Origin of the sequence: Rhizobium sp. Rhizsp42 (assembly GCF_047304155.1) — a bacterium.
GTDB lineage: Bacteria > Pseudomonadota > Alphaproteobacteria > Rhizobiales > Rhizobiaceae > Rhizobium.
Genome location: NZ_JBGLYS010000037.1, coordinates 1 through 25,777, shown reverse-complemented (window position 1 = coordinate 25,777; position 25,777 = coordinate 1). Strand labels below are relative to the sequence as shown.

The following is a 25,777-nucleotide window of genomic DNA, read 5'->3' as shown; positions in this document are numbered from 1 at the left end:
ACGCTCCTTGTCGGTGGTCTCGTCAGTGGTCTCGCGCCCTCAGGTGCGTCAGCGGATGTAGGTTCTCAGAACCTCGGAAATTTCCTCGACGGCCTCGCTGCGCGCCTTCTCGTCCGAAGCGTGCAGCACATGCTCGTGCAGGTGATCATCCAGCACCTCGCCGGTCAGCCCATTCAACGCGCCGCGGATGGAGGAGAGCAGTTGCAGGATCTCGCCGCAGGGCTTTTCGGCCTCGAGCGCCCGCTCCACCGCATCCATCTGGCCCTTCAGCCGGTTGATGCGGGCGATCAGCTTTTTCTTGTTGTGCTGGGTATGGGACATGATCTTCTCGATATAGGATAGGGGGGTACCCTATCTCAAATGAAGACGGAAGGAAAGTCCGCGCACGGCTTGACAAGACGAAGAATTGGGAAGATGTATTGCGCCATGATCAAGAACGCGCACATCAACCGCTCGTATTTTTGGCTGTACCTGTAAAGGGCGGCTGGACAGATCTTATTGTCAACAAGCCGCCGTCAGGCGGCTTTGTTGTATCTCAAGCGTCCTGACGGCAGAACACCACGAAACGCCAGACTGGGACGCAAAGACATGACCGACATCGAAGACAGCGAAATCTCATTGACCCGCCCGCCGGTGATCAATATCCGCGCCGCCAAGCCGCGCGACCTTCCCGAACTCAACGACATGATCGCGCTGCTCGCCAAGCACCATGGCGATGCCGCCGGCTCGACGCCGGAGCAGCTGGAGCGCGACCTGTTCGGGCCCCTGCCCTGGATCACCGCGCTGGTCGCGGAAACCGACGAAGGCCTGATCGGCTACGCCATTCTCGTGCCGCTCTACCGCGCACAGGAAGGCGCGCGCGGCATGGATCTGCACCATCTCTTCGTGCGCGACGGCCACCGCGGCCACGGCGTCGGCCAGCATCTCGTCAACCGCGCCCGCGACACCGCCCGCAACGCCGGCTGCGGCTACCTCTCGGTCAGCGCCGCGACCGGCAATATCCAGGCGCACCGCTTCTACGAACACATGGACTTCATCCCGCGCCCGGTTACCGGCATGCGCTATCTGCAGGCGCTGGCTTAGGCGCCACCCGCTCCCTTTATGGTGGCCCCTGATCGCATCGGTGGCTGCGCTCGCTAGCGCAGCACCGGTTCGCCGTGGAAGCGGCGGCGGGAGGGTTTGGAGACGCCGAAGCCGATCTCCATCATCAGGCGTGGCTTTTCGGTGGCGACGGTTCCCATGTGGAAGCCGAAGGGGTCTTCCACGAAGCCCGAGCCAGCCTTGCCGGTCAGCGTGAGCGGGCTGTCCTTGCCGTAGTAATCGATGATCTCGTCGGCGGGGTGGCCGACCAGCAGGGTTAGCTGGTGCTTCATGCGGCGCTTGTTGTGGCTGCCACGGACGAAGACGTGCGGGCCGGTGCCCTGATCCACATCCACGAGATAGAAGAAGAACTTCAGCATCCGCCAGTCGTCGAGATCGAAGTGATACTTGTCGAGCGAGGCAAGGCTGCGGTCGGCTTCGCTGGCCTTGGTGGGGAAACTCCACCATGTGCGGGTGGTGATCAGTTGCGCCTGGGCGCCGAGATAGCGGCGGGCGATCTCCGACAATAGCGGATCGCGCTGCACGGTCAGAACCGCCGGGCAATCGAGCGCCCGCTCGAAATGATGGCCGGAGAGGATGGGGCGGCCGAGCCGGTCTTCGGTGGCGCGGTGGTCCGATGCGGTGAATTCTATCTTGCGGTCGAAATTGCCGAAGCACGCGGTGGCGTGGCCGAAGGCGGATATCTCCTGCGTGATATCAGCCGGCAGCTGCAAATCGGGGAAGATGCCGTCTCGGTTCAGCGCATCGACGGCGGTTTCGGCGTTCACGCCCTGGAAGATCGTCGGGAGGTTGTCGATCGCGCCGTTGCTCTTCTTGGCCGTCAGCCAGTGGGCGCGCCGGCCGGGAATGGTGCGGGCAAGCAGGAACATCGGCAGCCAGGCCGGGTTCTCGCGGATATCGGCCATGTAGGTGGGGATGCGGACCGCCATGCGCTTGAGCTTGCCGCCCTTGCGCGCGACCGCTTCGAGATCATTTGCGGAAGCGTTCGAGGCGGCACCACGGGCGGGAGATACTGATGAGCTGTGCATTTCAGCTGGCCTTTCGCAAGACGTTTGAGGATCGTCATTCGGCAGCGGCATGTGCCACTGCGGGGCATTCAGTCGAATTTGCTAATAAATGCTGCAATGCGGCGATTTTGGGGTATTTCTACCCTCAATGGCCAGGCACCGCCTTCAGGTAGGCGGCAATCGCCTCCAGATCAGCCTTGGGTAGGTGAGCGACGTTCTGCTGCACCTCGGTCATCGATCCGCCGGCCGAATCGAAATCGGGCGTGAAGCCGGTTTCGAGGTAATTGGCGATGTCGCCCTCGCTCCATTCGCCGATGGCTTTCGAGCCTGGCGTGATGTTGGGGATGGTGCCCTCACCCTCGGGATTGGGAGCGCCGGCGAGCCACAGATCGGGCTTCAGGCCACCCAGCGCATCGCGCGGGGTGTGACATTCGCCGCAATGGCCGAGGCCCTCGACCAGATACTGGCCGCGCTTGACTTTGTCGTCGGCATTGGCAAGGACGACGCGCGGGCTGTCGTTGAAATAGAGGAACTTCCAGCCGCCGAGCGCCAGCCGGATGTTGAACGGGAATGGTAGCTCATGCGGCGGCGCGACGTTGCTGCTCTTCGGCAGCGTCTTCATGTAGGCGTAGAGGTCGTTGACGTCCTTGTCGCTCATGCGGCTGTAGGAGGCATAGGGGAAGGACGGATAGAGATGTGCGCCATTGGGCGCCACGCCGCGCTTCATGGCATTGCCGAATTGCGCAAGCGTCCAGTTGCCGATGCCGGCCTGTTCGTCACTGGAGATATTGGGGACGTGGAAGGTGCCGAAGGGGCTCTTCAGCGCCAGCCCGCCAGACAGCGTCAGCTTGGCATCGCCTTCGGCACCGGGGGCCGCATGACAGCTGACACAGCCGCCGGCCCAGAAGACCATTTCGCCGTTCTTAACATCGGGCGCGCCGAGATTTGCCCAATGGCTCTCAGGCAGCGGATTGGGCGCGGTTACCAGGTAGAAGACGGCGCCACCCAAGACGGCGACGCCGACGAGACAGAGAACGAACCTGATAAACCTGCGAAACATGCACTGCTCTCCCATCGTCCTTGACGCTTACTGGACATAAAGCGATCCGCCCGGCGGGCAAGGCCGGACGGATCGCAGAAGACGGATCGCCCTAGGGAAGATCCCCCAGACGAACAGAAAGGGGAGACCTATTCCTTCTTCACGCGGTAGTTCTGATGACAGCCGCCGCAGTTCGCGCCAAGCGTCTTCAGGCCGGCGCCGACGCCTGCGGCATCTGCCGGAAGCTGGGCGAGCAGCGTATCGGCATCCGTGCCGAGCTTTACCGAGCGGGCCTTGAAGTCATCCATGTTTTCCCAGATCTTCGGGCTCGCCTCGGAATCGGCGGATGCGTTTTCCGTGCCGGGGCCGAACTGATCCGGGAAGGCCTTGGCAGTCTCCGAGATCGTCGTCAGCGCCGCCTTCACGGCTTCGGCGTCGTAGGGCTTGTCGCCCTTGGCGATGCCCGAGAGCGCGCCGGTGGCGCCGCCGATCTTCTTCATCATGGCAACGCGTGCGTCATGCGTGCCCTCTCCGGCCGCCAACACCGACGTAACCCCCATGCCGGCGACCATGATGGCCGCGACGATTGCTTTTACTCTCATGTCTCCACTCCTCTTCGATACCGAGATTTTCGAAGCCCGGCGCTTCGTTTTACGCGGGCATGATGGCAAATTAATCTCAGCTAAAAAGTAACAAGTGGGTGAGAGCGTAATAAATTCAGGAATTTGCGGCTCTCTCGCTTTTCACGCCGGCGCCCGCCAGCCATGCCAGGCGGTGAGGATCGCGATCGCCACCAAAAGGCCGCCGGCGATGCGGCCAACGAGGATGGTGGCGCTCGGGTTGGAGATCAGCAGCGTGCGGCTGCGCGAGGCGGTGACGGCGACGGTGCCGTAGATCGCCGCCTGCGTTGCCATGGTCATCAGCCCCATGACGATGCCCTGCAGCCAGATCGGCCCATAGACGGGCTTCAGGAACTGCGGATAGACCGCCAGCATGAAGAGATAGGCCTTGGGATTGATGAGGCAGGTAATGGCGCCCTGGCGAAAGGTGCGCCAGCCCGAACCGCTCGTGCCGCCTTCGACTGATGAGACCGTGATCGAGCTTGCGATCAGCGTGTAGCCGATCCAGGCCATGTAGGCGGCGCCGATGAAGAGCAGCGGGTTGAAAAGCGCCGGGAGCAGCGTCGCCAGGAGGCCGACGCCGATGGCGCCATAGAGCGAATGCACCGCCCCGCCCGCCATGATGCCCGCCGTCGCCGCCATGCCGGCGCGCCGGCCAGAGGTCAGCGAATTGGCGAGCACGAAGAGCATGTCCATGCCCGGGACGATGATGATGCCGAAGAGAAGGGTGAAATAGAGCCAGAGGTTTTCGCTGTAGGTCATGTCAGTTGCCTATCGTCGATCCGCGATGCAGAGCTTGCGGATAGCGTTGAATTTCAATTCGATAGGGTGATCTGTACGACGGCCCAACTGACAGTGTAGTGTCAGGAGCGTTTGGCGGAGGAGAGGATATGCGCAAGGCGTCCCGGCTTTTCGAGATCATCCAGCTGCTGCGGCTGGCGAAGCGGCCGGTGACGGCCGCCGTCATGGCCGAGGCGCTGGAGGTGACCGTTCGCTCGATCTACCGCGACATCGCGGCGCTGCAGGCGATGCGCGTGCCGATCGAGGGCGGGCGCGGAATCGGCTATATACTGAGGCCCGGTTTCGACCTGCCGCCGCTGATGTTTTCGGTCGAAGAGATGGAGGCGATCGTGCTGTCGCTGGCGCTGGTGGAGCGCACCGGCGACGCGGCGCTGAAGCAGGCCGCCAAGAGAGTGAACCAGAAGATTTCAGGCGCCGTGCCGGCACCGCTGCGGGAGGCCATGGAGGGAAAGGCGCTCTACGCCTGGGGCACGATCGCGCCTTCGCCGGAGGGGCTGGACCTCTCGCTGGTGCGCGGCGCCATCCGCGACGAGCGGAAGCTGAGGCTCGACTATCGCGACGAGCTCGGCCGGGGCAGCCAGCGCACGATCCGGCCGATCGCGCTGATCTATTATTCGCAGAGCTCGAACATCGTTGCCTGGTGCGAACTGCGCGAGGCGATCCGCAATTTCCGCAGCGACCGGGTCGAGCGCTGCGTGGAGGCCGATGGTTTCTTCAAGGGCGAAGGCGACGGTTTGCGGACGCTCTGGACCTCGGGGTGGACACAGACGCCGGCCGCCGTTTCGGCGATCTGACGCCGTCCCGCGAGTGGGCTCGCGGGACGGCCGTTTCTCATCCTCAGAGGGCGGCGCCGCCGGAGACTTCGATGCGCTGGCCGTTGACCCAGCGGTTATCATCAGAGAGCAGCGAGGCGATCATCGGGCCGATATCGTCGGCGACGCCGGGGCGGCCGAGGGCTGTCATGTCTGACACCATCTTGTTGACGACAGGATTGTCCCGGACGATGCCGCCGCTGAAATCGGTCATGACAGCTCCTGGCGCGACCGTGTTGGCGGTGATGCCGCGGGCGCCGAGCTCCTTGGCCAAATAGCGGGTGAAGACCTCGATGGCGCCCTTCATGGCCGCGTAAGCCGAGCTGCCGGGAACGCTGAAGCGGGCAAGGCCGCTGGAGATGTTGATGATGCGACCGCCATCAGCCATCAACGGCAGGAGCTTCTGGGTCAGGAAGAACACACCCTTCAGGTGGACATTGACGAGGCCGTCGAAGGCTTCCTCGGTCGTTTCGGCGATCGAGGCGTGGTAGCTGGTGCCGGCATTGTTGACGAGATAGTCGAAATCCTTGGCTCCGAAGGCTTCCAGCGCCTGGCGGACGCTTGCGACGAAAGCGTCGAAGGAGGCTGAATTGCCGGTGTCGAGCTGGAGGGCGACGGCCTTGGCGCCTGCGGCCTCGATCTCGGCGACGGCGCTTTCGGCTTCTGCCTTATTCGTGTTGTAGGTCAGGATGACATTGACGCCGCGCCTGGCGAGGCTGACCACCGTGTTGCGGCCGAGGCCGCGACCGCCGCCAGTGACGATGGCGATCTTGTTCCTTGAATTTGCTTGGTTTTCACTCGGCATGACAGGCTCCTTGGGGCTCATTCGATGGCCTGATGCTACGCCTGCACACCCTCTATGCTGAATGCCGAAACTCTCGAATTTCTTGCCTATTCCTCCAATCGGCTTGCGGCCTGAAGCCGGTGATCTAAGATCACTCCCAGTGGTTTTGATGGAGAGCAGGATGGCGGAAGCGCTGAAGGACATGGTGTCGCGCTATATCGATGCGGTCGGCGGCGGCGATGGGTCGTTTGCCATGCCGGTGCCCGTGCCGGGGCTGGCGATCTCGCGCGTCAGCCAGCCGGTGATACCGCATCACCGCATCTACCGGCCGACCATATGCGTGGTACTGCAGGGCGCCAAGCGGATCCTGAGCGGCGACCGTGTGCTCGACTATGGCGAGAACCAGTTGCTCATTGTCACCGTCGAACTCCCGGCCTCCGGCCAGATCGTCGAGGCCAGCCCCGAGCAGCCCTATCTCGGGCTCAACATCGATTTCGATCCGGCCCTGATGCGCGAGGTGATGGATGACCTCGAAAACCCGCCCAAGCCATCCGGCGACGGCATCGCCTGCGTCTTCGTGCAGGATTTCGACGAGGCGCTGCAGGACTGCGTGCGCCGGCTGCTCAATCTCATGGAGACGCCGAAGGCCATCCCCGTGCTGGCGCGCTCGATCATGCGGGAGATCTGCTACTGGCTGCTGACAGGGCCGAACGGCCGCGAGATCTGCAAGCTGGCGCTTCCCGGCAGCCATGCGCGGCGGATGAGCGATGCGATCTACCGGCTGCGTGACAATTTCGCCGAACCGGTCAGGATCGAGGAACTGGCGGCCGTGGCGCGCATGAGCCCCTCCTCCTTCCACCAGCACTTCAAGACGCTGACCTCGATGACGCCGCTGCAATATCAGAAACACATGCGCCTGCTCGAAGCCCGCCGGCTGATGGTGACCGACGGCGCCAACGTGGCAAGCGCCGCCTATCAGGTGGGCTATGAAAGCGCCTCGCAGTTCAGCCGCGAATACACCCGCATGTTCGGCACGCCGCCGAAGCGGGATGTGAGCGAGATGAGAGCGTCGCCGATGGAGACGGCAGCGGCTTAACCCTCAAGCGTTCAGCTAGGCAACGGCTTCCTGTTCGGATAGAATGAGATCATATTCCTAAAGTAATAGGTTGGCGACATGCGCGTCAGGCATCTTATATTGCGCAGGAAGACCATTACCACCGACACTGATTGGCGCGATGATGCCTTGCCGCCAAGGTTTTCGGGCATTTACCCGAAGACGCGACCGGCGAAACCCGGTTGGAAATGGCGCAGCGCGCAAGCACACTGCTCACAGCATGATTATATTCTTCTGTGCGAGATCAACGAGATGAAGGATAACTGGCGGGCGTGGCTTATCAGGAAGAATGACGAGGAAGGCTCCCTTGTCGCACGTTACGAGTTCCATGGCAGTCATCCGGGCATCCATGTCCATACGGACTGTGAACGCGGCGGCGTCGAAATCGGCCCGACGAGCATTAAGGTTCCATTACGCATTCCGGCCGTAGGCTCGGAGCGAATGCGGCCGCCGCCGACACGACCGGGTCTGTTTTGGGAAACGGCACGCCGATACTTTAGAATGGACTACGCCAAAGGGAGTTTGCTGTGAGCGATCTGGCAGCAGTTCAGGAATCGTTACATCGTTCGTTCGGCGAGGCGATCTCGGTTCGCCCTGTCGCGGCGGGGCTGGCCATCCGCTCTCCCTTTTTCGACGGAAGTGGCGATCACATCGCCTTCTATGCGCGCGACACCGAAAACGGCGTAGTGCTGGAAGACGATGGAGATTACCTTCCGCATCTGATCGCATCCGGTATCGATATCGAAACAGGACAGAGACGACAGTTGCTGGACAGTCTGCTCGCTGAGTCCGGCGCCTATTGGGATGCCGACACATTCGAGATCCGCTCGCGGGAAGTGCCGACCGAACGGATCGGGAGCGCAAGTGTGCGTTTTCTCTCCGGGCTGCTCAGAATTAGAACGCTTGAGTCGCTGACGAAGGAAACAGTTCGCTCGACATTTAAGGAGGATGCGGCGTCCGCTGTGGTGAAATCGCTTGCCGACATGTTCGACATTTCGGAGCGCAAGCCATTGACGAAAGAGCTGTCGGAGTTTCCCGCTGATATCGTGCTGACACCACGCGATCCGGGCTTGCGCACGATCGGCCTCTTCCTGGTCAATGGTCCGACGCAGTTTCTCGAGGCCGAGCTACTGCACACCGAGATCGAGCGGCGCCAACAAGAGAAAGATCTCCAGGCCGTCGCCCTTATCGAAGACAACAGGAAGATGGCGTTGATAACCGAGCGCCGGTATCAACGGGCGGTCAATCGCGGCCTGCAGACGCGCTTCTTCCGCGAAGATGAGACCCAAGCGATCACCGGTCTACGCAAGCTTGCAACGGTCTAGCCCCTCACCGCCAGCACCCTGCTCTCCTCGCGGCCGAAGCCGCGGATCTCGATGCGGTCGGCGTGAACGTCGACGATGGCGAAGGTGTTTTCGGTCTCGGTGTCGACCATGCCCTTGAAGTTGACGAAGTGGCAGCCGTCGACCGCGCCGTAGTTGCCGACGTGGTTGTGGCCGTTGAAATAGGCCACGACGTTCTGGCTTTTGGTCAGCAGCTCGATCATGCGCTCGCGGTCCCAGCAGTCGTGCTGGTTGGGCGGGTAGACCGGGTAGTGGTTCATGACGATGACGCGTTCGCCGCGCTCGGCGGCGTCGGCGATCTCCGACTTCAGCCAGTCGAACTGGCGGTCGCTGATCATGGCGTTCCAGGCTTCGGCGTTGATGGCGCCGGCGGCGCGGAGTTCGGCAAGCTTCTCGGCGGCGATCTCGCGGTAGGGGTGGCCCTCCGGCGGGGCGAAGGTGCTGACTTCGTTTCCATCGAGCATGATGAAGCGCCAGCCGTGATTGGCGAGACTGTAATAAGGCGCCGGCATGCCGAGGCGGGCGGCGACGTCTTCAAGGTGCTCGGGTGCGACGGCGAAATCGTGGTTGCCGAGCAGGAAGAGATTGTCGTGCTTCAGGGCGTCGTAGACGGGCAAGATGGTGTCGAAGCTTTTGAAATCGCGGTCGATGATGTCGCCCAGCGTGATGACGAAGCTGAGATCCTCCGCATTGAAGACCTCGATCGCGGCTTTCAGCTTGGCCGGGCTGTTTTCGTAATAGCGATCCATGCCGGCATGCGGCTCGCGGGCGGCGTATTGCGGGTCGGCGACGACGCCGAAGCGGATCAGGGGGAGCGGTTGGGTCATGGTGCCGGATTAGGTGGGGTGGGTGACAGGGATGTGACACAAAACAAAAACACCCGGCGTCTCCACCGGGTGTTCTCATCACTCTCTAAAAAGCCGGCTTACTTGGTTGCTGCTTCGTAGCGTTCCAGGACGTAGTCCCAGTTGATCAGGCTGTCGACGAAGGCTTCGAGGTACTTCGGACGGGCGTTGCGGTAGTCGATGTAGTAGGAGTGTTCCCAGACGTCGACGCCGAGGATCGGGGTGGCGCCGTGGACGAGCGGGTTTTCGCCGTTCGGGGTCTTGGAGATTTCGAGCTTGCCGTTCTTGACGGAAACCCAGGCCCAGCCGGAGCCGAACTGGGTGGTGCCGGCAGCGACGAAATCAGCCTTGAACTTGTCATAGCCGCCGAGATCGGAGTTGATGGCCGCTTCGAGCTTGGAAGGCAGCTTGTTTCCGCCGCCGCCCTTCTTCATCCACTTCCAGAAATGGACGTGGTTGTAGTGCTGGGCAGCGTTGTTGAAGAGGCCGGCATTGGTGCCGAAGGACTTCTTGACGACGTCTTCGAGCGAGAGGTCGGCGAGACCGGCTTCCGCCGCAAGCTTGTTGCCGTTGTCGACATAAGCCTTGTGGTGCTTGTCGTGGTGGAACTCCAGGGTTTCCTTCGACATGAAAGGCTGCAGCGCTTCGTAATCGTAGGGAAGTTCAGGCAATTCAAAAGCCATGGTCGTCTCCTTTTGGCAATAGTTTGCGTAATCGGCAGGTGTGCGGGAACATAGGAGCGCAAGCTTGGTGAGGCAACCTGCGAAATGTCAAAAAAGACCGCTGCGGAAGAAAATTTAACCGCGCTAAGGGCTTGGCATGCAAGGCGCAAATCAATCATGATGACAGTGCTTTATGGCATGGCCTTCCAAGCTTGGGCGCGAAGGCCAAAAATGTGCGAGGGCTCAATATGAGGCTTGGCGTTACCGGGCACCCTATGCTCCATCCGATCGGCTTTGCGGCCGTCTTCATCGCGGCTTTTCTCATCGCGGGCGGTACAAGCTCGGCCTCCTCGGGTGACGCCTGGCAGGACTTCGCCGCCGAGGTGCAGGGAAAATGCGAGATGGCGGCGCGCGCGCAGGTGGAACTGCCGCATGCGGTCGTCGATCCCTTCGGCAGCGAGAATTTCGGCATGGCGCTGGTGACGGGCAAGCCGAAGGGCGCCAACGGCTTCGTCAGCTACTTCTGCATCTACGACAAGAAGACCAAGGCGGTGGAGCTCGGGACGGAACTCGAGACCGAGCGGATGGGCATCTTGCCGGACGAATGAGGCGGCGCCCCCCTGTCTTCAGCCACACAGCCGCCCTGTACGCAATCAAGGATTGCATTCGATTTGTGTACGCGCAACCTGAATTTCGATAGCCTTCCCACGCCGGCCCATAGATGGCGCGGCATGGGAGGATGTCATGTTTCATTTCAGCAGCGCATCGCTTGCCGCCCTTGCGAAATGCCATCCGCATCTGCAGGCCATCGCCCAGGCGGCGATCCGCGAGATCGATTTCAAGGTGCTCGATTCGACGCGCGGGCGCGATGCGCAGGAGCGGGCGTTCAATGGCGGTTTTGCGAAGGTGCATTTTGGCGATTCGGCCCATAACTATGTGCCGGCCATAGCCTTCGATCTGTTCCCGGCGCCGTATGACTGGAAGAATAAGCAGGCTTTCATCCAGCTCTCCAAAGTCATCCTGCCGCTGCCCGAGAAGCTTGGGCTCGAAGGTCTTGACGGAAAGGCGCTGAAGCTGCGCTGGGGCGGCGATTGGGACATGAACGGCGATATCAGGGACGGCTGGGACATGCCGCACTACGAGCTGCACCCCTGGCGCAAATGGTCGAAGAAATCGAAGCTCTACGAGGATTGACGTCCGCGCGTGGGAGCGGGCCGTAACGACGTGCGGGTGCCCTGCTCCGCGCTGCCGGCAATGCCAGTTTCAGCTCGCCAGTCACGTTTCCGTGCGCCCCGTTGACGGTCGACCAACTAGTCGGTAGATTCCCATTCATGGCATCGGACACATACACACGCATTCTCGACACCGCGCAGTCGCTGATCATCAACCGCGGCTACAACGCCTTCAGCTATGCGGATATCTCCGCGGTGCTGGGCATTGGCAAGGCGACGATCCACCATCACTTCCCCGGCAAGGCCGATCTCGTGGTCGCGGTGATCGCCCGCTACCGGCAGGCAACCGAGGATGGGTTGGGGGCAATGGCGGCGCATGAGCCGCGCGCCGGCCGGCGGCTTGCCGGCTATGTCGGCTTCTGGGAACAATGCATCCGCGACAGCAACGCGCCGTTTTGCATCGCAGCCCTTCTCGCCGCCGAGCTGCCGAGCCTGCCGGCCGAGGTCGCCGAACAAGTGAAGGCGCATTTCGACGAGCTCACCGCCCGGCTCACCAGCTTCATCGACGAGGGGCTGAGAAAGGGTGAGCTGACGAGTACCGAGGATGCGGAGCGTAGCGCCCGCATCCTCGTCGCCACGGTGCACGGCGCCATGCTCGCGGCACGGGTCGCCGGTGGCGACGCGGAACTTTATGCAAGCATTACAGCGCCGGCGCTGCAGAGGCTGACCCGCCAGATCGCTTCGACCTGATACGTGACGTGCATGCGCATTTCCTACCCCTCTTCTCGTTCTTCAAGCCGACCGACTGGTTGGTTCGCAAAAGGAAACAGACATGGCCAATCCGCTTTCGCTTCTCGGTGAGATCCACACCGCCATCAGCATCATCCCTGCCGTTGCCGGGCTCTACAGCTTCGCCAAATACCGGACCATCCGCCCGGAAACGACGGTCGGCAAGGTCTACCTCGCGACGCTGGCTCTATCAGCCATCAGCGCCTTCGGCCTGTCTTCCACCGGCGGCTTCAATCCCGGCCATGCGCTGGCGATTGTCGTGCTTGTCGTCTCCGCCATCTGTCTGGTGTTGCCGAAGCTTGGCTTCTTAGGGCGACTGATCCCCTATCTCAGGAACCTCGGCTTCTCCTTCACCTATTTCCTGCTCTGGGTGCCCGGGATCAACGAGACCCTGTCGCGCCTGCCGCCCTCGCACCCGATCGGCAACGGCCCGGATTCGCCGCCGGTGCAGACGGCGCTTTTGATCTGGGTGGTGCTGTTTGCGGCCGGCAGCCTGGCGCAGGCTTTCCTCGTCTCGCGCGGACAGGCGCGGCGGGTGATTGCGTGAGGTCTCAGGCATCGCGGCCGAAATAGACCTCGACGGCGGCAAGCCTGTCATCTCTGAAGCGGAGCGTTTCGATGTTGCGGAACGCTCCGCCGTCGTGTTTGACGGCACGATAGCGCACCACGGCCTCATCACCTGACAGGCCGAGATATTCGATCTCCATGCGCGTAAATGGCGGCGGCGTCGGCCAGCACCTCTCGAAATAGGCATCGCGGTCGATGTGGTCGTCGCGCGGGCTGGAGAAGGTGAAATCCTCCGTCAGCATCGCCGCGACGATATCCTTGCGGCCGTCGATATAGGCGGCGTAGAGGGCGCGGACCGTTTTCTCGCGCCTTGTGTCGGTTTCATCAGTCATAGTGTTTCTCCTCCTCCTTCAAAAACTGCGGCCGCACGGGCAAAAGGCCAGCCCCACGAGGCGAAATCCGACATCGGGCGAACCGAATGGCCCCGTATCCGTCCTTGATGGGCTGTCTGCGGAAGGGCTATACCGATGGCGTGCCACCGGAAACGGAGGCTCTCCTGTCTTTCCTCACCCGCTCCGCCCGGCCCTCGCCCGGGCCTGACCGGTTTGCGATCGACATCAGCGCCGCCTTTCTCTTGCGATGTGGACGATCGATGATGCAGAAGGCCCTGACATGAGTGACAAGACAGAGGATGCCGGCGCGGCCGCGCCAGGCTCGATCCATTGGAAACGCAATCTGGCGGTTTCGCTTGTCGGCTCGTTCACGACCATCGTGGCCATGACGCTGCTCCTTCCCTTCCTGCCGCTCTATGTCGAGGAACTCGGCGTCAGCGACCATGCCGCGATCGTGCAGTGGTCGGGGATCGCCTATGGCGCCACCTTCTTCGCCGCCGCCTTCGTGGCGCCGCTGTGGGGACGGCTGGGCGATATCTACGGGCGCAAGCTGATGCTGGTGCGCGCGAGCCTCGGCATGACCGTTGCAATCTCGCTGATGGGCATGGCCGGAAACGTCTGGCAGCTGGTGGCGCTCCGGCTCTTCGTCGGGCTCGCGGGCGGCTACTCGTCCGGCTCGATGGTGCTGGTGGCGACGCAGACGCCGAAGGACCGCTCGGCCTGGGCGCTGGGGACGTTGGCTTCGGGCATCATGGCCGGCAATCTCGTCGGGCCGCTGATCGGCGGCGTGCTGCCGCCCCTGATCGGCATTCGCGGCACGTTTCTCGCCGCCGGCGCGATGATCTTCCTCGCCTTTCTGGCGACGCTCTTCCTGATCAAGGAGGAGAAGTCCCCTGCCCGCAAGAAGGCCGCCAAGCAGAGCGGCGGCTGGGCCTCGATACCGGACAAGCGGCCCGTCATCGCCATGCTCTTCACCGGCATGCTGCTGATGCTTGCCAACATGTCGATCGAGCCGATCATCACCGTCTATGTCGCGCAGCTGGTGGACGACGCGGCGCGAGTAACCATTGTCGCCGGTATCGTCATGTCGGCGGCCGCACTCGGCAGCATCCTGTCGGCCTCGCGGCTCGGCAAGCTCGCGGACCGGATCGGCCACTGGCCCGTGATAGCTGGCGCGCTCGGCATTGCCGGCCTTCTACTCATCCCGCAGGCCTTCGTCACCTCGTCGTGGCAGCTGATCGTGCTGCGCTTCCTGATGGGCGTCGCACTCGGCGGCCTGCTCCCCTGCATCTCCGCCGTCATCCGCCACAACGTCCCCGACAGCGCCGCCGGCAGCATCCTCGGCTGGTCGGTCTCCTCGCAATATGTCGGCCAGGTCGCGGGGCCTCTGCTTGGCGGCTTCGTCGGCGGGCATATCGGTATGCGGGCGGTGTTTTTGGGCACCTGCGTGCTGCTGATCGCCGGGGCGGCGTATTCGTGGATGGTGCGGCCGCGGGGGGATGCGATGCGTTCGTAAGCCGTTAGAGTTGCTCGGCTTCCACGCGCTCGACGTCTTCCTCGGGCTTGTCCCGAGGATCTAAGCACGGAGCAGCGTGCTCGACGTGGATGGATCGACTGGTGAGTGGGCTGGCGACACCTAGCCCCCGTCTACCCCTTCACCGCCACCATGAATATCCGCGGAAACCTCAGCAGCACCCGCCCGTCGGACATCTTGGGATAAGCCTTCTCCACCCGCCCGAGATAATCCGCCAGAAACGCGTCGCGATGCTGGTCACCGGCATGGTCGAGATAGGGCCTCAGCCCGGTACCCTTGACCCATTCGACGATCGCTGCCGCGTCCGCCATCGGGTGGTTGTAGGCGGTGTGCCAGATGTCGACGCGCTTGGCCTTGCCGATCAGGCGGGAGTAGTAAGTGGAGGGTGGTGGCAGCGGGTTGCGGCGCACACTCTTCTGTTCGAAGGCGGCCTTCCAGGGGCCGGCATGGGCGGTCTCTTCCATCAAGAGATGCGTCGGCTCGGTCAGATTGTCGGGCATCTGGACGGCAAGCGCGCCACCGGGCTTCAGGCCATCCATCAGCCGGTCGAAGATATCGAGATGATTGGGCAGCCACTGGAAGACGGCATTGGCGAAGAGCAGATCGACCGGCTCCTTCGGCTGCCATGTCGACAGATCAGCCTCGAGGAAATCGGTGCCGGGCAGGCGCTTGCGGGCGGCTTCCAGCATGTTGAGATCGCTGTCGAGGCCGCTGACACCTGAAGCGCCGTAGCGGTCGATGATCAGCTCCGTCGAGTTGCCGGGGCCGCAGCCGAGGTCGATGGCGCGCTCGATGCGCTCCATCGGTACCTGCGCCAGAAGATCACGCGCCGGGCGCGTCCGTTCGTCCTCGAATTTCACATACTGGCTTGCCGACCATGCCATGGCGTCTTTCTCCCTTTTTAATCCGCGTCTTCGATACGCTTGATCCTGATCTTGTCGATGTTGCGGCCATCGAGCGATACCACTTCGAATGTCAGTTCCTCGAAGCGAATCGTCTCGCCCTGATGCGGCAGATGCCCGAGCCGCCACAAAATGAAGCCCGCCAGCGTCGAGAAACGGTCGCCTTCGTCCACAAGGTCGACATCAACAAGCTTCGAGGCGTGGCGGATGTCGATCCAGCCGTCAACCGTCAGCGAGCCGTCCTCGCCACGCTCGATCGAGAGCTTCTCCTCGTCTTCGTCGGGAAACTCGCCGGCGATGGCCTCGAGCAGGTCGGTGGGCGTCACCATGCCTTCCAGATCGCCGTACTCGTCGAGCACGATGGCGACTGCTTCGCTGGAATGGCGCAGCTGCTCCATCAGCTTCAGCGCGCTGATGCTCTCATGCACCACGAAGGGCTCGCGGATCGAGCGCTCGACATTGATCGATCCATCGACGATCAGGTCGCGCAGCAGGTCGCGGGCGCTCGCCACACCGATGAAATTGTCGAGGCTCCCCCGCGCCACGGGAAAGCGCGAGTGGCCGAGATCGACGATGCGGCGCTGCAGCTCGGCCTCAGGCGCGTCGAGATCCAGCCAGTCGATATCGATGCGCGGCGTCATGATCGATTTGGCCGAGCGGTCGGCGAGCGTCAGCACGCCCTGGATCATGTCCTTCTCCTCGTTGGAGAACACTTCCTCTTCGGCCGCCTGTTCGGCGATATGTTCCGCCGTCGGGCCGAGCGTCACCTGCGGCCGTCTGCCGCCCAGCAGGCCGAGCACGGCGTCTGCGGTGCGTTCGCGGATGTTGGTGGGCGTGATCAGCCGCTCGCGATTGTGTCGCGCCAGCTGGTTCAGCGATTCGATGATCACCGAGAAGCCGATCGCTGCGTAGAGATAGCCCTTGGGCAGGTGCACGCCGAAGCCTTCGATGATCAGCGAGAAACCGATCATCATCAGGAAGCCCAGGCAGAGGATCACGACCGTCGGATGCTTGTTGACGAAGCTCGTCAGCGGCTTCGACAAAAGCAGCATGACGCCGATGGCGATGACGACCGCGATCATCATGACCGGCAGGTGCTGGACCATGCCGACGGCGGTGATCACGCTGTCGAGCGAGAAGATCGCGTCGAGCACGACGATCTGCACGATCACCTGCCAGAAGACGGCATGCACCACCTTCTTCTCGGATGTCTCGACATGGCCTTCGAGCCGCTCGTGCAGCTCCATCGTGCCCTTGAAGAGCAGGAAGACGCCGCCGATCAATAGAATGATGTCACGGCCGGAGAAGCTGAACTCCATGACCGAGAAGATCGGCGTCGTCAGCGTTACGATCCAGGCGATCGAGGCGAGCAAGCCGAGACGGATGAACAGTGCGAGCCCCAAGCCGACGAGGCGCGCGCGGTCACGCTGGTGCGGCGGCAGCTTGTCGGCGAGAATGGCGATAAAGACGAGATTGTCGATGCCGAGAACGATCTCGAGCACGATCAGGGTTGCGAGACCCACCCAGGCGGAGGGGTCGGACATCCAGTCGAAGAACATCAATGGTGTAACGCGGCCACGTTGACGGGACCGCTCCTTTTGCGATGAAAATATGAAAGGCGGATGACGGCGGCCGCAAGCAGCCGGCGATAAAATTCCGCGATGGATAGAAAAAGAGCCGCTCTGAAAGCGGCTATGCCTGAGCTAAGGCCGGCGCGGCGAAGCGCACGCCATCTACAGCCATCCCCATCGCCATCAGCAGACATGTCGCTGGAAGACGGGGTGGAGCTGGTACTGGAAGGGTCGCTGTCGGGCATTCTTCAATTTTGAAGGGTAACGTGGCCAAGCGCAAGAGGGGCGTGGCAGAATTCGTTCGCATGCTTGCGATCGACGCCGTTGTGAACGGCCGGGGAGAATGGCCGCCCGGTGATCCGGACGGCTCCAAGACGGCGATCAGGCCGCCAGAATGCGCGTGCTGTCGCTGTTGGCGACGACGGTCAGCAAATCGCGGGTGCGCGATTCGGCGGCTTCGAAGAAGTCCGACATGTCGCTGTCGATCGTTGCCGAAAACCGTGCGACGTCGGGGCCGCGGTTGGAATAGCCATGCGCCTGATCGGCCTCGATCCGGACGATATCGCCGGCGGTGGCTTCGAATTCTTCCAGTCCCTGGTCCGTCATCCGGCGGATGATCAGACAGCCTTCGATGATGCGCAGGATCTCGGGGCTTTCGTGGCGATGAAGCGGCGTACGGCCGCCCGCGGGCACCGTGACGTCGAAGATATTCAGCCAGGTTCCTTCAAGCCGCGTGTGCCGCTCGAGCTGGCTTTCCGGCGCAAAGCCGGCCTGTACGCCCTCGGGCGCATGTGTGTTCACAAATGAGTTGGACATGATGTCTCGCTTTTTCTTTTTCTTAGCGGCGAGCGCGATAGACCTTTAGCCGGGCAATGGCAACCCGCGAAAACGCAAGGCTCCGATGCACAGATCGGCACCCCCACGCTATCGGCGGGTTTTCAGCCCGCCGATCACCGCATCGTGTTTGGCCGTTATTGGTTGGCCAGGATGCGTTTGGCGATTTCGTCGAGCGCCGGCGCGTTATCCTTGATGATTTGCGCGGCGATTTTTTCGAGCTCCGGGATGTTGTCGACCGAAGCGTCGTCCAGCGCATCGTTCTGTGCGTTCGTCAGCTGTTGATCGAGCCGAAAGTAATTGAGCGTCGCCACGTTTTGGTTGTTCACGACCGTCGAGAACTTGAGCTTCGTTCCAGGCGGATTGAGCAGCTTGTTGGCCTGGTAGGATGCCGTGCTCGCCTGTCCCTGCATGAGGATCGAGATGAGCGGCGTATGATGCGAGACCTGCATCCAGCCGACGATGCCCCACTCCTTGGCTTCCTGATATTGGACGGGTCGATTCTGCTGACCTGTGCCGAGCGACAGGAAGACGAGTTCGTCATCCTGCCACGCCTGCTTGCGCGCCTCGACATAAGCAGCGAGGATCGGATCGTTGGCGAAGACACCGCCATCGATGAGGGCGATGTGGCGCTTCTGAGGATCTGTTTCTCCAATGCGTTCAATCAGTGCAGGTGGAAAATAGGTAGGGGCCGCCGAGGTCGCGCGCGCGGCTTCCCAGAAGCGGAAATTGCTGTTCTCGGGGTCGGCGTTCGACATGAAGAGAGCGGCGCGGTTCTCGATGTCGTAGGCCGTGATCACCACTTTCGACAGACCCTGGTCGAGCGTGGCGTTGCCGAGCCGTTTGCGCAGCTTCTCTTCCAGCGCCAATGGATTGTAGCGCGGATCGTTTATCCCGAACGGATTGAGCACCGCCGCTCCCAAGGGTTTCTTGAAGATATCGGCGCCTTCATCCGTATAGAGTTTTAGAAGCTCGGCCGGCGTGCACGCCGCCTTCTTCTTGTCATTAGGATGCGGGCATGTCAGCCCGGCGGCGATGATGCCGCCGGTGGAGGTGCCGACGATCATGTCGAAAGCCTGATGCAGCGGCAGTCCCTTCAACCGCTTCGCCAAAGCGACGAGAACAGCCGCCGGGATGATCCCGCGAATGCCGCCGCCATCGATCGAAAGAATAAAACGCTTTGCCATGCTCCCCTCCATGCCGGTTCATCCGGTTGAAGGGAGTATGCAATCTAAACCAAAGATTGCAACAAACTGAAAAGCTCGCCTTGGTTGAAGGCGGTTGTACGCCTAGAAGCTGGTGATGACGCTGATCCCCGTCGTCTTCGCCTTGTCGAGCGTCATCAGCGCCGGGATGCCTTCTTCCAGGCTTATGCGTCGCGAAATCAGCTTCTGCGGCGCGATCTTGCCGGCGGCGAGCATCGACAGCATCGCGTCATAGCGCCAGGCCTGCATGCCGTGGCTGCCGTAGATCTCCAGCTCGTGGCCGATCACCTGCGCCATCGGGATCGAGGGCGTCGAATGCTTACCCAGCATCAAGCCCACCTGCACGTGGCGCCCACGGCGGCGCAGGTTCTTGATCGAGTTGAAGCAGGTTTGGGGGTGGCCGAGCGCGTCGATCGAGACATGCGCGCCACCCTTGGTGATTTCGCGGACCGCCTCGGGCACATCGGCAACCGTTGTCGCGTTGATCGTCGCGACAGCCCCGCATTCCCGCGCGAAGGCCAGCTTCTCGTCCGACACGTCGATGGCGATCGCATTGGCGCCGAGCGCGGTGGCGATCATGATCGCCGAGAGCCCGACCCCGCCGCAGCCATGCACGGCGATCCATTCGCCCGGGCCGGTGCGCGCCTGGTCGGCGACGGCGCGAAACGAGGTGGCGAAGCGGCAGCCGAGACTGGCGGCCGTCGCATCGTCGACGGTCTCGGGGAGGTGCACGAGATTGGTGTCGGCATAATCGATCGCGACATATTCGGCGAACGAGCCCCAATGGGTGAAGCCCGGCTGGAACTGGTCGGGGCAGACCTGCTGGTTGCCGGAATGGCACTCGCTGCAGCGGCCGCAGCCGGAAACGAAGGGCACCGTCACCCGGTCGCCGACCTTGTAGCGCATCACGCCCTTGCCTGTCGCCACCACCTTCCCGGCGAGTTCATGGCCCGGCACATGTGGCAGCTTGATATCGGGATCGTGGCCCATCCAGCCATGCCAGTCGCTGCGGCAAAGCCCGGTGGCGCCGACAGCAATCACAACGCCGTCTTCGGTGGGCGTCGGATCGGGCAGGGTGGCGATCTCGGGAGCCTTTTCGAAGGCGTCGTAGAACATGGCTTTCATCGGTCTTCACTCCTGCAGGGCGCGCTCAGTGCGCGGGCATCCTCGTTGCCATACATAATGACACGCGGTCACGACCGGCTTCAAACGGATTACCCATGATTTTCACTGATGCATCCATCGCGCATGTTTCATCAAGCACGCATGAATATTGCCCTTGGCTCCGTCACCGCATGCCGTTTCTTGCTTAGCGTTCACCGCGCCATATTTCTCCTTGACCCGGTCTGCGCGCGGGGTTTTGTCTCCCTGCAATTTCTTGAAGGAGAGTCTCATGGCCGTCGATACATCGCCCCGTTCCAACACCTGGACCTATGTCGAGGGAGAGTGGCTGACCGGCAATCCGCCGCTGATCGGGCCGACCTCGCATGCCATGTGGCTGGCCTCCACCGTCTTTGACGGCGCCCGCTGGTTCGACGGCATCGCGCCGGATCTCGACCTGCATTGCCAGCGTATCAACCGCTCGGCCGTCAACATGGGCCTGAAGCCGGTCAAGACCGCCGAAGAGATCGAAGCGCTCGCCTGGGAAGGGATCAAGAAGTTCGACGGCAAGACGCCGATCTACATCAAGCCGATGTACTGGGGCGAGCATGGCTCTGCCGGCAGCGTCGTCACCGTCGATGGCGACAGCACCCGCTTCGCGCTCTGCCTGTTCGAAGCCCCGCTCGGCAACAACAAGCCGAACTCGCTCACCGTCTCGCCCTTCCGCCGCCCGTCGCCGGAGACCGCGATGACCGACGCCAAGGCCGGCTCGCTCTATCCGAACAGCGGGCGCGCGATCGCGGAAGCGAGAAGCCGCGGCTTCGACAACGCCCTGATGCGCGACATGAACGGCAATGTCGCCGAAACCGCGTCCTCCAATGTGTTCCTCGTCAAGGACGGCGTCGTCAAGACGCCCGTCGCCAACCGCACCTTCCTCGCCGGCATCACCCGCGCCCGCGTCATCGGCCTTTTGCGCCAGGCCGGCTTCGAGGTTCGCGAGGAGACGCTTTCGGTCGACGATTTCATGGCGGCCGACGAAATCTTCACCTCCGGCAATTACTCCAAGGTCGTCGGCGTCAACCGCCTCGACGGCCGCGAATTGCAGGAAGGCCCCGTCACCCGCAAGGCGCTCGAAATCTACATGAACTGGGCATTTGGTCGCAGCGCAAGCGACAGCTGATTGGGTGTAGAGGTGGCCAAGTCCGGGCGCGTGGCCCCCTCATCCCCGGCGCAACTTGTTGTGCCTGACCTGCCGGCACCTTCTCCCCGTCGGGGAGAAGGGGAGATGCCGCAGCGTAACCGTTTCTCCTCTCCCCTCGGGGAGAGGGTGGCCGAGCGTAGCGGAGGCCGGGTGAGGGGGTCACACGCACCGCGTTAAACATCGTCCTCCGTTAACTCATCACTCCCACTCCAGCCTGGTCCCTCGCATCATGATTGTGCGCCCCCGTCCAACCCTCTTCAAGCTCTTCTTCATCCTCCGTGGCTCGATCATCAAGCGCGTCCTGCCGCAGATCATCCTCACCGCCGTGCTCTCCTCGCTGGTCGTGCTCTGTCACACGCTGCGGCCCGGTATGCTGCCTGTTTTCAACGGCGCCCCCTTCGCGCTGCTCGGCATCGCATTGTCGATCTTCCTCGGCTTCCGCAACAACGCCTGCTACGACCGCTGGTGGGAAGCGCGCCGGCAATGGGGCGTGATCGTCTTCTCCGCCCGCCATTTCGCCCGCCAGACGCTGATCCTCGAAACGATGTCTGGCGAAGCCGGAAAAGACGCCCGCAAGCGCGTGCTGACGCTCGTCATCGCCTTCGTCCAGTCGCTCGTTCCGCACCTGCGCACCGGCATCTCCCGCCACAAGGTTGAACGCCTGCTGCCTGACGATATCAACGCCCACTACGCCGCCAGCCGCAACCCGCCCGAAGCGCTGTCGCTGGAAATCGCCCGCGAACTCGCCGATCTCCGCGCCAAGGGCTTGCTCACCGACATCAACTACCAGATGCTCGACCGAACGCTCGCCGATCTCACGCTCGCTCAGGCCTCCTGCGAGCGCATCCGCTGGACGCCGGTTCCCTTCGGCTACACGCTGCTATTGCACCGCACAGCCCATCTCTTCTGCCTGATGCTGCCCTTCGGCTTCGACGACGTGCTCGGCTGGTTCATGCCCTTCGGCACCGCACTCGTCGCCTACACTTTCTTCGGCCTCGACGCGCTGGGCGACGAACTGGAAGAACCCTTCGGCAAGCAACCCAACGCACTCCCCATCGAGGCGATCGCCGACACGGTCGAGATCAACATCCGCGAAGCGTTGGGAGAGAAGTATCTGCCGGCGCTGCCGGTGGCGGTGGATTATTTGTTGATGTAGGGGGCAGGCTGGCCACGGCGATTGTTACGTTCGGAAACGGTTTAGGCCGCGCCGTTCGAGATGTTCGCCGGTGCCTCCTCCTACTCGACGTCATCCTCAGCCGTCGTGCCGAGGATCTAAGCACGCTGCCACGAATGCAACGGCGCGGCTGCAGGGGCAATTGCGGCCGCAAACAATGGCTTGTGCCCCGGTCGATCCATTGAAGTCGAGCGGGTTGCTGCGAAGTTAAATCCTCGGGACAAGCCCAAGGACGACGTCGAAGCTGGATTTTATCCTTATCGTTGCAATAGCTTACAACAAGCGACTCCGCTCTTCGACGGCATCCTCGCCTTCTCTCACGTATCATTGCCCCTCCCCCGCTTGGCACCCCATCCACCCGCTCTATCTTCCCCCTCCCATATCAAGGAGATCATCATGGACGCAGCTCCCAGCCCGCCGGTCACGCTTGTCATCTTCGGGGCGACCGGAGACCTCACGCGGCGGCTGCTTGTTCCCGCGATCATCAACCTCACCCAGAGCGGGCTCACCGGTGAGGATCTCCGTATTCTCGGCGTCGGCATCGACCCTGGTGACGATGCGATGCTGGTGGCGCGGCTCGATGACTTCCTGAAGACGCTCGATGATGGCGGGGCGCATGCTGAAAGCGATGGCTGGAAGAGCCTCAGCAAGCGGATCGCCTATACGTCGGGCGATTTCACCAAGGACGAGATCTATCTCGACATCAAGGCGCGGCTCGATAAGGCGCCAAGCGGCAATGCCGCCTTCTATCTCGCCGTGCCGCCGCAATTCTTCGGGACGATCGTGGAGAAGCTGGCCCAGCACGGTCTGACCCAGGAGACCGACAGCGCGTTTCGGCGGATCGCCATCGAAAAGCCTTTCGGGACCGATCTTGCCTCGGCCAAGGCGCTCAATGCGCGCATCCTCTCCAAGGTCTCGGAAAGCCAGGTTTACCGGCTCGATCACTTCCTCGGCAAGGAGACGGTGCAGAACATCCTCACCACTCGCTTCGCCAACATGATGATCGAGGCGCTGTGGAACAACAACTATATCGACCACGTGCAGATCACCGCCGCCGAGACGGTCGATGTCGGCAGCCGCGGCAAGTTCTACGATGCCACCGGCGCGCTGCGCGATATGGTGCCGAACCATCTGTTCCAGCTGCTCGCCATGATCGCCATGGAGGCGCCGAATGGGTTCGGGGCCGAGGCGATCCGCAGCGAAAAGAGCAAGGCGCTCAGCGCGCTCAGGATCTATACGCCCGAGGAGGCGGCCGAGCATGGGGTCCGCGGCGTCTATACAAGCGGGCCGCTTAACGGCAACCCGGTCACCGCCTTCCGCGAGACCAAGGACGTCTCGCCCGACACGAGGACGGAGACCTTTGTGGCGCTGAAGCTTTATGTCGACACATGGCGCTGGGCGGGCGTGCCGTTCTATCTCCGGACCGGCAAGGCGATGAAGGCGCGCGATACCGAGATCGTCGTCACCTTCCGGCAGGTGCCCTTCGCGCAGTTTCGCGAGACCGACATCAAACGCAGCCTGCCGCCGAACCGGCTGGTCATCCAGGTGCAGCCGGATGAGGGCTTGAGCGTCGAGCTCTCCATCAAGTCGCCGGGGCTTTCCGTCGATACCGTGCCCGTGTCACTCGACTTCCGCTATGCCGACAAGTTCGATATCGGCAAGATGACCGGCTACGAGTCTCTGCTCTACGATCTCTTCATCGGCGACCAGACGCTGTTTCAGCGCGCCGACGGCATCGAGGCCGGCTGGGCCGCGGTGCAGCCCTTCCTCGACCTCTGGGGCAAGAGCGACAACCAGCCGGAGCCCTACCTGCCGGGAAGCATGGGGCCGACCTGCGCCGACGAGCTGATCCGAAAAGATGGCCGGCAATGGCACGAGCTGGGCGTTATTCTACACAACCCCAAAAGCGCACATGAATAAAAATACACTCTTATGTTAGTATATCCGGAACAACCATGCTCACGCGCTAGCCTTCCGAAATAAACCCATAATATTTACGGGAAACGGCTCGCTTCGCCGCTGAAAGGCGGTACCAAGTACAAAAAAGGTAGAAGTTGACCGGTTACTTCCTGGGATCCAAGCTTTTACTGCTGACAGAGTTGCTTTTCCAGTGCGACAAAGAAGGCGGGGGCCCGTCTCACCCCGACGGGCCCTTCTTGGGTTCCTAGTTGTTTTTTTGCTTATGTCAGGCAAAAAAATCGAATTGTTAATGACCGATTAACATATTTACTTGCGCTCTTCAGCGGCCTTGCTAAATCTACCCTCTAATCTGGGGTATTGATGATGACGGATATTCAGTCTTCCAAGAATCGATCCAATTCAGACCAGCGAATGGAGACCTGCCGGTCCGAATTCGAACCCATGCTCTTCGAACTGATCCGTGACGGAGAGAAGAGAGGGTGGAAAGCCGCCGAAATCGCCATGGCTCTCGCCGACGCGGCTGACGACGTCATCCTGAAGCTTGCCCGCGAGACAAAAAGCAAGCACTGACACCCCATCCGGCAGCTAATGCCAGGATCGATTTTCCGGGCCGAAACCCACTTTCGGCGAGCGGCGATAACACATACACTCACGACTGATTTGGCATTCATCACTGATTTGGCCTGTCGTGAGCCATCGTCCGATGTCTCCCAGCAAGCAGTGTGGTCGCGCAACGGCGGGAGACGATATTGCAGTGGTTTGCGGCAGCACTTCTGGCTTGCGGATGCGTCAACCTGGCCGAATTCCCCGACTTCCCGCCGGCGAAGGATTATGTCGCCACGACATCGTGTGACCTCAGCGCTGACCCGGCCGGATGCCGGGATACGCGTGCCGGGTGGGCGGTGACTTATGCGCGTGCGGTTGGTGGGGGTTACGAGAGCCAGAACAGGGTCGCGCTGTGCTTCAGTACCGGGTGCGATACGGCGATCGTCGAAGACAAGGTTTTGGGCTGCGCGTGGCGGCATGTGATCGTTGGGGCGAAGCATGTGGCGACGGCCGAGAGTGACCGCGCGGCGGTGGAGCGGTTTTGTGGCGGGAGCGCGCTGGATGAGGCCGATCGACAGACGGCGCGGGATCAGGCGGCTGTTTGGATGCAGTTGGTTGGGCTGACGCAGTAGGGTTTGTTGGTGTGGGTGGTGGATATCGCCGGGCCGTGAAGGTCGGCGTGCGCGGCCCCCTCATCCGACCCTTCGGGCCACCTTCTCCCCGTTGGGAGCCGTTGCAAAATACGCGACCGCGGCAGCTCTATGGCGAACCGACCTGCCCTTTTCCCCGCTCAATGCCTTG

At 62.2% G+C, this 25,777-nt stretch carries 29 protein-coding genes; 14 read left to right on the top strand and 15 right to left on the bottom strand.

Features of this window, described 5'->3' with window-relative positions; all coding sequences use genetic code 11:
- Positions 1-48: 48 nt before the first annotated feature.
- Positions 49-321 (bottom strand): Ni(II)/Co(II)-sensing transcriptional repressor DmeR, encoded by a 273-nt coding sequence (gene dmeR / locus ACCD05_RS26140; protein WP_112535409.1) that lies wholly within the window; start codon positions 319-321, stop codon positions 49-51.
- Positions 322-588: 267 nt separating this feature from the next.
- Here dmeR and ACCD05_RS26135 point away from each other — a divergent pair, with 267 nt between their 5' ends.
- On the top strand, positions 589-1,083 hold the full coding sequence (locus ACCD05_RS26135) for an N-acetyltransferase family protein (RefSeq protein ID WP_413396372.1): 495 nt from the start codon (positions 589-591) through the stop codon (positions 1,081-1,083).
- Positions 1,084-1,136: 53 nt separating this feature from the next.
- Here the strand turns inward: ACCD05_RS26135 and ACCD05_RS26130 are convergent, their stop codons facing one another.
- The 4 genes from ACCD05_RS26130 to ACCD05_RS26115 form a co-directional block, all read right to left on the bottom strand.
- Positions 1,137-2,129, bottom strand: a complete 993-nt coding sequence (locus ACCD05_RS26130) for a phytanoyl-CoA dioxygenase family protein (RefSeq protein ID WP_413396370.1) — start codon at positions 2,127-2,129, stop codon at positions 1,137-1,139.
- Positions 2,130-2,253: 124 nt separating this feature from the next.
- Entirely contained in the window at positions 2,254-3,168 is a 915-nt protein-coding gene (locus tag ACCD05_RS26125) for a c-type cytochrome (RefSeq protein WP_413396368.1), read from the bottom strand.
- 128 nt (positions 3,169-3,296) lie between these two features.
- Complete coding sequence (locus tag ACCD05_RS26120; RefSeq protein WP_413396366.1) at positions 3,297-3,749, bottom strand: c-type cytochrome; 453 nt, start codon at positions 3,747-3,749, stop codon at positions 3,297-3,299.
- Positions 3,750-3,890: 141 nt separating this feature from the next.
- Complete coding sequence (locus tag ACCD05_RS26115; RefSeq protein ID WP_413396364.1) at positions 3,891-4,529, bottom strand: LysE family translocator; 639 nt, start codon at positions 4,527-4,529, stop codon at positions 3,891-3,893.
- 128 nt (positions 4,530-4,657) lie between these two features.
- On the opposite strand from ACCD05_RS26115, the gene ACCD05_RS26110 reads away from it, so the two are divergent.
- Positions 4,658-5,362 carry a helix-turn-helix transcriptional regulator gene (locus ACCD05_RS26110; protein ID WP_413396362.1) on the top strand — a complete coding sequence of 235 codons (705 nt, stop codon included), beginning with the start codon at positions 4,658-4,660 and terminating at the stop codon, positions 5,360-5,362.
- Between the two features lie 43 nt (positions 5,363-5,405).
- Here the strand turns inward: ACCD05_RS26110 and ACCD05_RS26105 are convergent, their stop codons facing one another.
- Positions 5,406-6,185, bottom strand: coding sequence for an SDR family NAD(P)-dependent oxidoreductase (locus ACCD05_RS26105; RefSeq protein ID WP_413396360.1), 780 nt, complete (start codon positions 6,183-6,185; stop codon positions 5,406-5,408).
- A 160-nt stretch (positions 6,186-6,345) separates the two neighbouring features.
- Between ACCD05_RS26105 and ACCD05_RS26100 the strand changes: the two genes are divergently transcribed.
- From ACCD05_RS26100 to ACCD05_RS26090, 3 genes are all read left to right on the top strand, one after another.
- Complete coding sequence (locus ACCD05_RS26100; RefSeq protein ID WP_413396358.1) at positions 6,346-7,260, top strand: AraC family transcriptional regulator N-terminal domain-containing protein; 915 nt, start codon at positions 6,346-6,348, stop codon at positions 7,258-7,260.
- Between the two features lie 78 nt (positions 7,261-7,338).
- The gene (locus tag ACCD05_RS26095) at positions 7,339-7,809 is read left to right on the top strand and encodes a hypothetical protein (RefSeq protein WP_413396356.1); all 471 of its coding nucleotides are present in this window, start codon (positions 7,339-7,341) and stop codon (positions 7,807-7,809) included.
- Positions 7,806-8,603, top strand: coding sequence for a DUF1828 domain-containing protein (locus tag ACCD05_RS26090; protein ID WP_413396354.1), 798 nt, complete (start codon positions 7,806-7,808; stop codon positions 8,601-8,603). The genes ACCD05_RS26095 and ACCD05_RS26090 overlap by 4 nt, the downstream gene beginning before the upstream one ends.
- On the opposite strand, the gene ACCD05_RS26085 is transcribed toward ACCD05_RS26090, so the two are convergent.
- Together ACCD05_RS26085 and ACCD05_RS26080 are read right to left on the bottom strand one after the other, a co-directional pair.
- Positions 8,600-9,448, bottom strand: a complete 849-nt coding sequence (locus ACCD05_RS26085; protein ID WP_413396352.1) for a metallophosphoesterase — start codon at positions 9,446-9,448, stop codon at positions 8,600-8,602. The genes ACCD05_RS26090 and ACCD05_RS26085 overlap by 4 nt on opposite strands.
- 98 nt (positions 9,449-9,546) lie before the next feature.
- Positions 9,547-10,149, bottom strand: coding sequence for a superoxide dismutase (locus tag ACCD05_RS26080; RefSeq protein WP_018902494.1), 603 nt, complete (start codon positions 10,147-10,149; stop codon positions 9,547-9,549).
- Between the two features lie 254 nt (positions 10,150-10,403).
- Here ACCD05_RS26080 and ACCD05_RS26075 point away from each other — a divergent pair, with 254 nt between their 5' ends.
- The 4 genes from ACCD05_RS26075 to ACCD05_RS26060 all read left to right on the top strand — a co-directional run bounded on the left by ACCD05_RS26075 (position 10,404) and on the right by ACCD05_RS26060 (position 12,636).
- Positions 10,404-10,736 (top strand): hypothetical protein, encoded by a 333-nt coding sequence (locus ACCD05_RS26075; protein WP_413396350.1) that lies wholly within the window; start codon positions 10,404-10,406, stop codon positions 10,734-10,736.
- A gap of 136 nt (positions 10,737-10,872) precedes the next feature.
- The gene (locus tag ACCD05_RS26070; protein WP_413396348.1) at positions 10,873-11,322 is read left to right on the top strand and encodes a hypothetical protein; all 450 of its coding nucleotides are present in this window, start codon (positions 10,873-10,875) and stop codon (positions 11,320-11,322) included.
- Between the two features lie 137 nt (positions 11,323-11,459).
- The gene (locus tag ACCD05_RS26065; RefSeq protein ID WP_413396346.1) at positions 11,460-12,050 is read left to right on the top strand and encodes a TetR/AcrR family transcriptional regulator; all 591 of its coding nucleotides are present in this window, start codon (positions 11,460-11,462) and stop codon (positions 12,048-12,050) included.
- An 82-nt stretch (positions 12,051-12,132) separates the two neighbouring features.
- A complete protein-coding gene (locus tag ACCD05_RS26060) occupies positions 12,133-12,636 on the top strand; it encodes a hypothetical protein (protein ID WP_413396344.1) in 504 nt (167 codons plus the stop codon).
- A gap of 4 nt (positions 12,637-12,640) precedes the next feature.
- On the opposite strand, the gene ACCD05_RS26055 is transcribed toward ACCD05_RS26060, so the two are convergent.
- Positions 12,641-12,988: a nuclear transport factor 2 family protein gene (locus ACCD05_RS26055; RefSeq protein ID WP_413396342.1), complete on the bottom strand. Its 348-nt coding sequence runs from the start codon at positions 12,986-12,988 to the stop codon at positions 12,641-12,643.
- A 280-nt stretch (positions 12,989-13,268) separates the two neighbouring features.
- Here ACCD05_RS26055 and ACCD05_RS26050 point away from each other — a divergent pair, with 280 nt between their 5' ends.
- Complete coding sequence (locus ACCD05_RS26050; RefSeq protein ID WP_413396340.1) at positions 13,269-14,504, top strand: multidrug efflux MFS transporter; 1,236 nt, start codon at positions 13,269-13,271, stop codon at positions 14,502-14,504.
- 131 nt (positions 14,505-14,635) lie between these two features.
- On the opposite strand, the gene tam is transcribed toward ACCD05_RS26050, so the two are convergent.
- From tam to ACCD05_RS26025, 5 genes are all read right to left on the bottom strand, one after another.
- Positions 14,636-15,406, bottom strand: a complete 771-nt coding sequence (gene tam, locus ACCD05_RS26045; protein WP_413396338.1) for a trans-aconitate 2-methyltransferase — start codon at positions 15,404-15,406, stop codon at positions 14,636-14,638.
- A gap of 17 nt (positions 15,407-15,423) precedes the next feature.
- The gene (locus tag ACCD05_RS26040; protein ID WP_413396336.1) at positions 15,424-16,983 is read right to left on the bottom strand and encodes a TerC family protein; all 1,560 of its coding nucleotides are present in this window, start codon (positions 16,981-16,983) and stop codon (positions 15,424-15,426) included.
- Positions 16,984-17,376: 393 nt separating this feature from the next.
- Positions 17,377-17,811, bottom strand: a complete 435-nt coding sequence (locus ACCD05_RS26035; protein ID WP_413396334.1) for a cupin domain-containing protein — start codon at positions 17,809-17,811, stop codon at positions 17,377-17,379.
- 155 nt (positions 17,812-17,966) lie between these two features.
- Complete coding sequence (locus tag ACCD05_RS26030) at positions 17,967-19,016, bottom strand: patatin-like phospholipase family protein (RefSeq protein ID WP_413396332.1); 1,050 nt, start codon at positions 19,014-19,016, stop codon at positions 17,967-17,969.
- A gap of 102 nt (positions 19,017-19,118) precedes the next feature.
- Entirely contained in the window at positions 19,119-20,159 is a 1,041-nt protein-coding gene (locus ACCD05_RS26025) for a zinc-dependent alcohol dehydrogenase family protein (protein WP_413396330.1), read from the bottom strand.
- Between the two features lie 268 nt (positions 20,160-20,427).
- Here ACCD05_RS26025 and ACCD05_RS26020 point away from each other — a divergent pair, with 268 nt between their 5' ends.
- The 3 genes from ACCD05_RS26020 (at position 20,428) to zwf (ending at position 24,430) form a co-directional block, all read left to right on the top strand.
- Positions 20,428-21,315 carry a branched-chain amino acid aminotransferase gene (locus ACCD05_RS26020; RefSeq protein ID WP_112979789.1) on the top strand — a complete coding sequence of 296 codons (888 nt, stop codon included), beginning with the start codon at positions 20,428-20,430 and terminating at the stop codon, positions 21,313-21,315.
- A gap of 250 nt (positions 21,316-21,565) precedes the next feature.
- Positions 21,566-22,492 (top strand): bestrophin family protein, encoded by a 927-nt coding sequence (locus tag ACCD05_RS26015; protein WP_413396329.1) that lies wholly within the window; start codon positions 21,566-21,568, stop codon positions 22,490-22,492.
- Between the two features lie 414 nt (positions 22,493-22,906).
- A complete protein-coding gene (zwf, locus tag ACCD05_RS26010; RefSeq protein WP_413396327.1) occupies positions 22,907-24,430 on the top strand; it encodes a glucose-6-phosphate dehydrogenase in 1,524 nt (507 codons plus the stop codon).
- A 399-nt stretch (positions 24,431-24,829) separates the two neighbouring features.
- Here the strand turns inward: zwf and ACCD05_RS26005 are convergent, their stop codons facing one another.
- The gene (locus ACCD05_RS26005; RefSeq protein WP_413396325.1) at positions 24,830-24,997 is read right to left on the bottom strand and encodes a hypothetical protein; all 168 of its coding nucleotides are present in this window, start codon (positions 24,995-24,997) and stop codon (positions 24,830-24,832) included.
- Between the two features lie 182 nt (positions 24,998-25,179).
- Here ACCD05_RS26005 and ACCD05_RS26000 point away from each other — a divergent pair, with 182 nt between their 5' ends.
- Positions 25,180-25,608 carry a hypothetical protein gene (locus ACCD05_RS26000; RefSeq protein ID WP_413396323.1) on the top strand — a complete coding sequence of 143 codons (429 nt, stop codon included), beginning with the start codon at positions 25,180-25,182 and terminating at the stop codon, positions 25,606-25,608.
- The last annotated feature ends 169 nt before the right edge of the window (positions 25,609-25,777 follow it).

Excerpts from the sequence above, each read along its gene's own strand:
- ACCD05_RS26015 (WP_413396329.1), top strand. The coding sequence starts at position 21,566 with ATGATTGTGCGCCCCCGTCCAACCCTCTTCAAGCTCTTCTTCATCCTC.
- ACCD05_RS26020 (WP_112979789.1), top strand. The coding sequence starts at position 20,428 with ATGGCCGTCGATACATCGCCCCGTTCCAACACCTGGACCTATGTCGAG.
- ACCD05_RS26105 (WP_413396360.1), bottom strand. The coding sequence starts at position 6,185 with ATGCCGAGTGAAAACCAAGCAAATTCAAGGAACAAGATCGCCATCGTC.
- ACCD05_RS26070 (WP_413396348.1), top strand. The coding sequence starts at position 10,873 with ATGTTTCATTTCAGCAGCGCATCGCTTGCCGCCCTTGCGAAATGCCAT.
- ACCD05_RS26080 (WP_018902494.1), bottom strand. The coding sequence starts at position 10,149 with ATGGCTTTTGAATTGCCTGAACTTCCCTACGATTACGAAGCGCTGCAG.
- ACCD05_RS26065 (WP_413396346.1), top strand. The coding sequence starts at position 11,460 with ATGGCATCGGACACATACACACGCATTCTCGACACCGCGCAGTCGCTG.
- ACCD05_RS26075 (WP_413396350.1), top strand. The coding sequence starts at position 10,404 with ATGCTCCATCCGATCGGCTTTGCGGCCGTCTTCATCGCGGCTTTTCTC.
- ACCD05_RS26035 (WP_413396334.1), bottom strand. The coding sequence starts at position 17,811 with ATGTCCAACTCATTTGTGAACACACATGCGCCCGAGGGCGTACAGGCC.
- ACCD05_RS26095 (WP_413396356.1), top strand. The coding sequence starts at position 7,339 with ATGCGCGTCAGGCATCTTATATTGCGCAGGAAGACCATTACCACCGAC.
- ACCD05_RS26040 (WP_413396336.1), bottom strand. The coding sequence starts at position 16,983 with ATGTTCTTCGACTGGATGTCCGACCCCTCCGCCTGGGTGGGTCTCGCA.
- ACCD05_RS26125 (WP_413396368.1), bottom strand. The coding sequence starts at position 3,168 with ATGTTTCGCAGGTTTATCAGGTTCGTTCTCTGTCTCGTCGGCGTCGCC.
- ACCD05_RS26085 (WP_413396352.1), bottom strand. The coding sequence starts at position 9,448 with ATGACCCAACCGCTCCCCCTGATCCGCTTCGGCGTCGTCGCCGACCCG.
- dmeR (WP_112535409.1), bottom strand. The coding sequence starts at position 321 with ATGTCCCATACCCAGCACAACAAGAAAAAGCTGATCGCCCGCATCAAC.
- ACCD05_RS26100 (WP_413396358.1), top strand. The coding sequence starts at position 6,346 with ATGGCGGAAGCGCTGAAGGACATGGTGTCGCGCTATATCGATGCGGTC.
- ACCD05_RS26025 (WP_413396330.1), bottom strand. The coding sequence starts at position 20,159 with ATGAAAGCCATGTTCTACGACGCCTTCGAAAAGGCTCCCGAGATCGCC.
- zwf (WP_413396327.1), top strand. The coding sequence starts at position 22,907 with ATGGACGCAGCTCCCAGCCCGCCGGTCACGCTTGTCATCTTCGGGGCG.
- ACCD05_RS26050 (WP_413396340.1), top strand. The coding sequence starts at position 13,269 with ATGAGTGACAAGACAGAGGATGCCGGCGCGGCCGCGCCAGGCTCGATC.
- ACCD05_RS26030 (WP_413396332.1), bottom strand. The coding sequence starts at position 19,016 with ATGGCAAAGCGTTTTATTCTTTCGATCGATGGCGGCGGCATTCGCGGG.
- ACCD05_RS26115 (WP_413396364.1), bottom strand. The coding sequence starts at position 4,529 with ATGACCTACAGCGAAAACCTCTGGCTCTATTTCACCCTTCTCTTCGGC.
- tam (WP_413396338.1), bottom strand. The coding sequence starts at position 15,406 with ATGGCATGGTCGGCAAGCCAGTATGTGAAATTCGAGGACGAACGGACG.
- ACCD05_RS26120 (WP_413396366.1), bottom strand. The coding sequence starts at position 3,749 with ATGAGAGTAAAAGCAATCGTCGCGGCCATCATGGTCGCCGGCATGGGG.
- ACCD05_RS26060 (WP_413396344.1), top strand. The coding sequence starts at position 12,133 with ATGGCCAATCCGCTTTCGCTTCTCGGTGAGATCCACACCGCCATCAGC.
- ACCD05_RS26135 (WP_413396372.1), top strand. The coding sequence starts at position 589 with ATGACCGACATCGAAGACAGCGAAATCTCATTGACCCGCCCGCCGGTG.
- ACCD05_RS26130 (WP_413396370.1), bottom strand. The coding sequence starts at position 2,129 with ATGCACAGCTCATCAGTATCTCCCGCCCGTGGTGCCGCCTCGAACGCT.
- ACCD05_RS26055 (WP_413396342.1), bottom strand. The coding sequence starts at position 12,988 with ATGACTGATGAAACCGACACAAGGCGCGAGAAAACGGTCCGCGCCCTC.
- ACCD05_RS26110 (WP_413396362.1), top strand. The coding sequence starts at position 4,658 with ATGCGCAAGGCGTCCCGGCTTTTCGAGATCATCCAGCTGCTGCGGCTG.